This window comes from Nocardiopsis lucentensis DSM 44048, assembly GCF_000341125.1.
Lineage (GTDB): Bacteria > Actinomycetota > Actinomycetes > Streptosporangiales > Streptosporangiaceae > Nocardiopsis > Nocardiopsis lucentensis.
The window spans coordinates 1-6,274 of record NZ_ANBC01000613.1; the positions used below are offsets into that span (position 1 = coordinate 1).

The window sequence follows — 6,274 nt, forward strand, 5'->3', positions numbered from 1 at the left end:
AGGTCCGCGGCGACGATGTCGAGGAAGTCGTCCACCTCGTCCTCCCGGTATCCGGGGCTCAACCGGGTGGTCCGGAACCGAGAGTTGCGCACGTCGTCGGCGGTCAGCAGCGGACCACTCCGGGGTCCGCCCTCCAGGGCCACCAGGGTGGCCTCGATACGGTCGAGGAGATCGTCGACGTCCTCCTCGTGGTACCCCGGGCGCAGACGCACCGTGTGGAACTTCTTGTTGCGGATGTCCGCCGGTGTCAGAGGCATGGTCCCCATTGTGCAGTTCAGGAGGTTCTCAGAGGGTTATCCCTGGGTATTCCGTGATTCGATCTCCGCGAGGTCGTCCGTGAGCTGCTGGAAGTACGCCTCCACCTGGGCGCGGTCGTAGCCGCGCAGGACGACGTCGAACTCGGGGCGGGAGTCGGGGGAGGTCATCCCCGCATTATGCCCAGGCGCCCGGGCCCGCGCCAGGGAGAGACGGTCGGCGGCGGACGCCGTCGGCCGGTCAGCTCCGCAGGAGGTACATGGCCACCCCGCGGGCGACCGCGTCCGCCGCGTCCTCCCGCCACCGGGGGTCGCTGAGCAGGTCGGCGTCCTCGGGGTTGCGCATGTTCCCGGCCTCCAGGAAGACCTTGGGAACGTCGGACATGTTCAGCCCGCCGAGGTCCGTCCGCTCGTCCAGGCCCTCGTCGGCGAGGTAGTCGGCGTGGGGCATGCCGGTGCCGTCCCGGTACTCGCGGCGCAGGTCCTCGGCCAGCAGACGGGACGGTTCCACGATGTCGTCGGTGAAGTCGGGGACCTCGCCGGGCGTGATCACGTGGAACCCGCGTCCGGACTCCGGCCCCCCGTCGGCGTGGATGGACACGGCCGCGTCCGCGTCGACCTGGTTGCCGATCCGCGCCCGCTCGTCGATGCAGGGACCGACACCCTCGTTGTCGTCCCGGGTGAGGACGACCGTGGCGCCGTCGGCCTCCAGGCGGTCGCGCACGAGCAGGGACAGGGCCCAGTTGAACTCGTGCTCCGCGTAGCCGTCGGCGGTCTGCGCCCCCACCGTGTCGCAGGACTTCTCCCCGGGGCCCGCGGGAACCTGGGCGTTGATCTCGTCGGGGGCCTCGGCGTTGCCGCCGTTGTGCCCGGGGTCGATGACGACCACCCGGCTGCTCAGCGGCCCTCCGCCCGCCGGCGTGTCCGCGGGGGAGCCGTCACCGCCGGTGCCGTCACCGCCGTCGGTGTCCGTGGCTCCGTTGCCGTCACCGTCCTCAGGGGCGGGGAGCGGAGGTGCGGCGGTGGGTCCGTCGCCCGACGCGGCGTCGGAGACGGCCGAGCACGCGGGCGTGAGGAGCAGGGCCAGGGCGGTCAGGGACAGCGCGAGGCGGTGCCGGACGACGGGCCCAGGGGGAGCGGAGGTGGGCATGCCCCACAACGTAGCGGCTCGGCGGGGTGCGGGAACCAGGAGTCGGGGGCCGCGAACTCCGGCGCGGGGTGGTTCGCGAGCGACGCACCCATTTGTTGGGACGCGTGTCACGGTGGCAGGTTTACACATTCCACAAAGAATCCGAAAAGACGACAGGAATGGTTACAGAGGGTGTCAATGCATCTAATGTGACCATTCCGTAATGGCTTTTCGGGTGAATCGGGCTATTCGGTCGAAGTAGGGTCTACGTAAAGGAACGGGACGTGGTCCCCGTCCGGGCGGCTCGTGTTCACGCACGTCGAAGCCGCCGCGACCCCCTGTTCCCACGGAGATGCCCCTGCTCCGGGCCGCCTCCGGTCCCCCATAAGCCCCTGGTTCCGCTTTCACGGTCGGTTCCCAGCGCCTGCACGGCCGCGGAACGCGCGACCAGGCCAGCCCGACAGTGTGGGCTGGGACGATCCGAAGAGGATTGACTTGAAGAACACTGCCCGTTTCTCGGCGCGCCGTGTCATGCAGGCCGGCGCCACTTTCGCCGCCCTCGGCGCGCTCACCGTCGCCACGGCCGTTCCCGCGAACGCCGGCGTCTACCAGTACGGCTGGGGCGGGGCNGGACGGCTGGGCCTCGTCCACCGACGTCACCATGCACGAATCGTCGGACAGCGACAGCTTCAGCGTCGCGGTGGACGACTACCTGTCGATCGACGCCGAGACCAGCGCCAGCGTCAGTGCCCAGGGGTCGACGGCCACGACCGTGGTGAACAACGCGCGTCTCCAGGTCACCACCGACGACCTCGGCGACATTCTGGAGGAGGCCGAGGAGGCTGAGGAGTCCGACGAGGAGGAGGACGAGGAGACCGACGAGCCCTCTGACGAGCCGTCCGAGGAGCCCTCCGGCGACCCCTCCGAGGGGGAGACCGACACGGAGACCGACCCCGAGGGCTCCGGTGACGGCGACTCCGAGGGTGGTGCCTCGGAGGGCGACGACTCCGACGACTCGGATGGTGAGGGGGAGGAGCCCGCTCAGGAGCCGTCGCCGACCACCGAGCCCGGTGAGGACTCCGACGAGAGCACGCCGGACGACGACTCCTCCGAGGAGCCCGCTCCGGAGCCGTCCTCGAGCCCCGAGCCCGCCGCGTCCGGCGCCGGGAACGACGAGGTCGTCACGCTCGACGACGAGAACTCCGAGCTCACCGGCGAGGGGGACGAGATCGTCCTCGACGTCACGATCTCCGGGATGTCCATCACCACCACCCAGACCTGGGGCGGCGAGGTCTCCCACTCCTTCGAGCCCGGTTCCGTCACCGAGAACGTCAACCTGCTCGACGCCACGGTCGAGATCTTCTCCGACGAGGGCGCGGACGAGATGTCGGACGAGGGCATCGTCTGGACCGACGCCTACACTGTCGGCCTGGTCACCTTCACGGTGCCCGACGTCGCCTACGCCACCTACCCCCTGGGCGTGGCCTACGCCAGCATCACCGACGAGATGTACGAGAGTGGCGAAGGCGGCGAGGGCGGCGACGACGGCCAGGACGGCTCTGGCGAGGAGGGTGACGACAAGAACCCGCCCGCCGAGCGTGAGATGCCCGAGGCCAAGCCCGAGCAGCAGCGCAGCGTGGAGCCGCTGGCCCAGACCGGTTCCCCGGTGGTCGGGCTGATCGCGGCGGGTGCCGCGGTCGCGGCCGGTGGTGGCCTGGCCGCCTTCTTCGCGCGCCGCAAGAAGAACACGGCCGCCGCCGACGAGTCCAGCGAGGGCTGAGCGCAGCGGCGAGAGCCGACGAGGCGCCGGATCGGCTGATCCGGACCTGAGGGCCCCGGGGCGACGCCCCCGGGGCCCCTTCGCGTCGTACGGTCGGCGGTGCGGAACTTCCCGCGCGCTTCCACCGTTGTCCGGTCGTCGAGGAAGCGAGGACGACGAGATGCCGTATCCGGTGCGGTGGAGCGGACACGTGACCGGGACCACCGAGCGGGTGGCTCCGGCGCGGCGCGTGGCCCGGTTCCGCTCCTGGTACGGTCGGCCCCCGGTCGAACCGACCCCCGTCCCCGGCTCCCTCCCCCCGGCCGACCGGCCCCCACCGACCACCGCCCGCACGGTGGCCTCGTGAAGGAGCCGGGACCGGCATCCCCCTGAAACGACAGGAGTGTCGTGGTGACTCCCCCCAAGTTGACCGCTCGCCGACTCCTCGGAGCCGGTGCCCTGTTCGCCGGGCTGGGCGTGTTCGGCGCGGCGTTCGCGGCCCCCGCGGGCGCGGACGCGCTCGTCTGGGGCACCGCCCAGGCGAGGGTGGCCGGCGGCGATCTCCTCGCCGGGCACGCGACGGCCACCAGCTTCGGCGACGACATCGAGGACACCGCCGCCACGGGGGTCCTGCTGGGTCCACTCGCCGACTACGCGGTGGTCACCGGTGAGGCGGGCGCGTCCGTCGACGCCGACGGCGCCCACGCCACGACCACCCTGGACTCGGCGACCGTCCGCCTGGGCGCGGCCGACCTCGTCGACCTCGGGCTGGTCGAGGCTCCGGAGGGGTGGGCTCCGGTGAGTACCGCCGCGGACCCCGACGGGAACGCCGACGACGGCTCCGACACGACGGGTGAACCGGAGGCCACGGCCTCCCCCGCCCCAGAGGCCACCCCCACCGCGGCCGACCCCACCGCGGGTCCCTCGGACACCCCCTCCGGGCTTCCGGACGGGGCACGGAGCGGCGACGGGACAGCGCCGGACATGGGGTCCCCGACAGCCGGAGCGGAGCCGTCAGCGAGCCCCTCGACGAGCGGTGACGGTGCGGTGCACCTGGACGAGACCGACTCCGAGCCCCTGTCCGGCACGGCCGACACGGTCGGTTTCAGCCTCTCCGACGTGGTGTCGACCGCCTCCGCCGGGTTCGACGGACGGACGGAGGCGTCCCTGGAGTACGGGAACCTGACCGCCTCCGGCGTCGAACTGGAGGGCGTGGAGGACACCGAGAACGGCTACGTGGTCGACGACAGCGTGGCCTTCCTGGACGCCGACGGCTCCGTGATCGAGGAGGTCGGGGTCAGCGTCGGCATCGCGATCAACGAGGCCACCTTCGAGGACGAGGACGAGGGCTGGGACGGCCGGGGCGTCCGGTCATGGCTGACCGTGTGGGTGCAGGTCGGCGAAGCGGATGAGGAGGACGGCGACCGCCTGGTCGTGGACTTCGCCGAGACGCGGGTCCTCGGATCGACCCACGACCCGGCCACCTCCCCCACTCCGGACCCCACCCCGGACCCCACGTCCAGCGCCACCCCGACCCCCTCCCCGAAGCCCACCCCGACCGAGGACCCGTCCGACCGCCGGTTGGCGACGACGGGCGGTTCGCTGGCCGCGCTCGTGGTCGCGGCGGTGGTCGCCGTCGGCGGCGGTACGACCGCGACCTTCCTCGCCAGGAAACGGACCACCGCGATGGACGACCGGATCGGGGACTGACCGAGGACCTGAGGGTGGTCGCGGCGTGGCGTCGCCGCGTCCGGCCGCCCGGGGTCACACCCGGACCCGCTCCGGTTCGACGCGCTCCGGCCGCACGCCGATACCGACGAGGCGGCCCGTCACGCGGCTCAGCGACGGGAACCACCGGAACAGGCGCACGAACGCGGGGACGCGTGCTCCGTCGCTCCCGAGGGGCGTGTTCAGCACCCTCCGCGCGTCGTCGCGGGGGAACAGCCGACGTCCGATCGCGATCTGGAGCGCCTGGGTGACCCGGGTCGGCCACATCCGCCGCGCCTGCACCCGGGCGAGGTCGCTCTCGTCCAGCGCGCCCGCCGCCAGCCGGGGCCCCACGATGTTGGCGGGGGCGACGGCGTCCTGCACCGCCAGGTTGATTCCCACCCCACCGGCGGGGGACATCGCGTGCGCGCTGTCGCCCATGCACAGCAGCCCCGGCCGGTGCCAGCGCCGCAGCCGGTCGACGCGGACCGCGAGGTGGTGCACGTCGTCCCAGGAGGCGATCTCCTCCACCCGGTCCGCCAGGTCGGGGGCGAGATCGGTGATCCCCTCCCACAGGGCGGTCAGCCCCTCGCGGCGGACGTCCGCGAACCCGCCGGGGCGGATCAGGTACGCCAACTGCCAGTAGTCGCCCCGGTTGATGGACACGAGTCCGCGACCGCTCGCGGTGAAGAAGGGCACGGAGTCGGTGGGCCTGCGTGAGACTCGCAGCCACAGGACGTCCATCGGCGGGGGGGGGGGGGNNAGCCCGGCCTGCTCGCGGATGGCCGAGTGCCGCCCGTCGGCCGCGACCACGAGGTCGGCGGAGATCTCCAGGTCGCCGCCCTCGCCCGAGGCGCGCACGCCGGTGACCCCGTCGTCGGACACCACGAGTTCGGTCCCCGGCGTGGACATCAGCAGCCGGAAGGACGGGAACTCGCGTCCCTTCTCGGCGAGGAAGTCGAGGAAGTCCCACTGGGGCATGAACGCCACGTAGGGGTGGTGCACGGGCAACCGCCGGAAGTCGGCGAAGGTGACGGGCCGTCCCCGGAGGTCGATCGTGATCCGCTCCAGCCGCGCGTGGGGGAGGCGGTGGAAGTCCTCGTCCCAGCCGAGCTGGTACATCAGTTCCTGGGTGGAGGGGTGGATGGTGTCGCCTCGGAAGTCGCGCAGGAAGTCGGCGTGCTTCTCCAGGACGATCACGTCCACGCCCTGCCGGGCGAGCAGGAGGCCGAGGGTCATCCCGGCCGGGCCGCCGCCGATGACACAGCACTGGGTGGTCAGTTCGCGCATGGTCGTCGCTCCTCACCCCCGGGATACCCGTTGGCGGGGAGTCGGGAACGAACCCGCCGGGAGTTCGGCGGGGGAGAGCGACGAAGTGGGAGGCGTCGGTTGAGGGTGGTGGAGGGGACGTGGGATGGGGACTGC

General features: G+C 72.2%; 7 protein-coding genes. 3 read left to right on the forward strand and 4 right to left on the reverse strand.

Translation table 11 applies throughout. The annotated features are described in order from the left end of the window. The 3 genes from D471_RS0121790 to D471_RS0121800 all read right to left on the reverse strand — a co-directional run. On the reverse strand, positions 1 to 266 hold a 266-nt coding region (locus tag D471_RS0121790), incomplete at its 3' end, for a DivIVA domain-containing protein (protein WP_017600584.1). A gap of 27 nt (positions 267 to 293) precedes the next feature. Beyond that, positions 294 to 425 (reverse strand): DivIVA domain-containing protein, encoded by a 132-nt coding sequence (locus D471_RS38580; protein ID WP_017600585.1) that lies wholly within the window; start codon positions 423 to 425, stop codon positions 294 to 296. 70 nt (positions 426 to 495) lie between these two features. Then, positions 496 to 1,404 (reverse strand): N-acetylmuramoyl-L-alanine amidase, encoded by a 909-nt coding sequence (locus D471_RS0121800; protein WP_017600586.1) that lies wholly within the window; start codon positions 1,402 to 1,404, stop codon positions 496 to 498. A gap of 640 nt (positions 1,405 to 2,044) precedes the next feature. Between D471_RS0121800 and D471_RS35530 the strand changes: the two genes are divergently transcribed. The 3 genes from D471_RS35530 (at position 2,045) to D471_RS0121815 (ending at position 4,852) form a co-directional block, all read left to right on the forward strand. Continuing rightward, the gene (locus D471_RS35530) at positions 2,045 to 3,163 is read left to right on the forward strand and encodes an LPXTG cell wall anchor domain-containing protein (protein WP_017600587.1); all 1,119 of its coding nucleotides are present in this window, start codon (positions 2,045 to 2,047) and stop codon (positions 3,161 to 3,163) included. 190 nt (positions 3,164 to 3,353) lie between these two features. Further along, complete coding sequence (locus D471_RS40355) at positions 3,354 to 3,509, forward strand: hypothetical protein (protein ID WP_161630109.1); 156 nt, start codon at positions 3,354 to 3,356, stop codon at positions 3,507 to 3,509. Between the two features lie 44 nt (positions 3,510 to 3,553). Next, the gene (locus D471_RS0121815; RefSeq protein ID WP_241479678.1) at positions 3,554 to 4,852 is read left to right on the forward strand and encodes a hypothetical protein; all 1,299 of its coding nucleotides are present in this window, start codon (positions 3,554 to 3,556) and stop codon (positions 4,850 to 4,852) included. 54 nt (positions 4,853 to 4,906) lie between these two features. On the opposite strand, the gene D471_RS0121820 is transcribed toward D471_RS0121815, so the two are convergent. Continuing rightward, positions 4,907 to 6,139, reverse strand: coding sequence for an FAD-dependent oxidoreductase (locus tag D471_RS0121820; protein WP_017600590.1), 1,233 nt, complete (start codon positions 6,137 to 6,139; stop codon positions 4,907 to 4,909). Positions 6,140 to 6,274 lie beyond the last annotated feature (135 nt).

Excerpts from the sequence above, each read along its gene's own strand:
- D471_RS38580 (WP_017600585.1), bottom strand. The coding sequence starts at position 425 with ATGACCTCCCCCGACTCCCGCCCCGAGTTCGACGTCGTCCTGCGCGGC.
- D471_RS0121800 (WP_017600586.1), bottom strand. The coding sequence starts at position 1,404 with ATGCCCACCTCCGCTCCCCCTGGGCCCGTCGTCCGGCACCGCCTCGCG.
- D471_RS35530 (WP_017600587.1), top strand. The coding sequence starts at position 2,045 with ATGCACGAATCGTCGGACAGCGACAGCTTCAGCGTCGCGGTGGACGAC.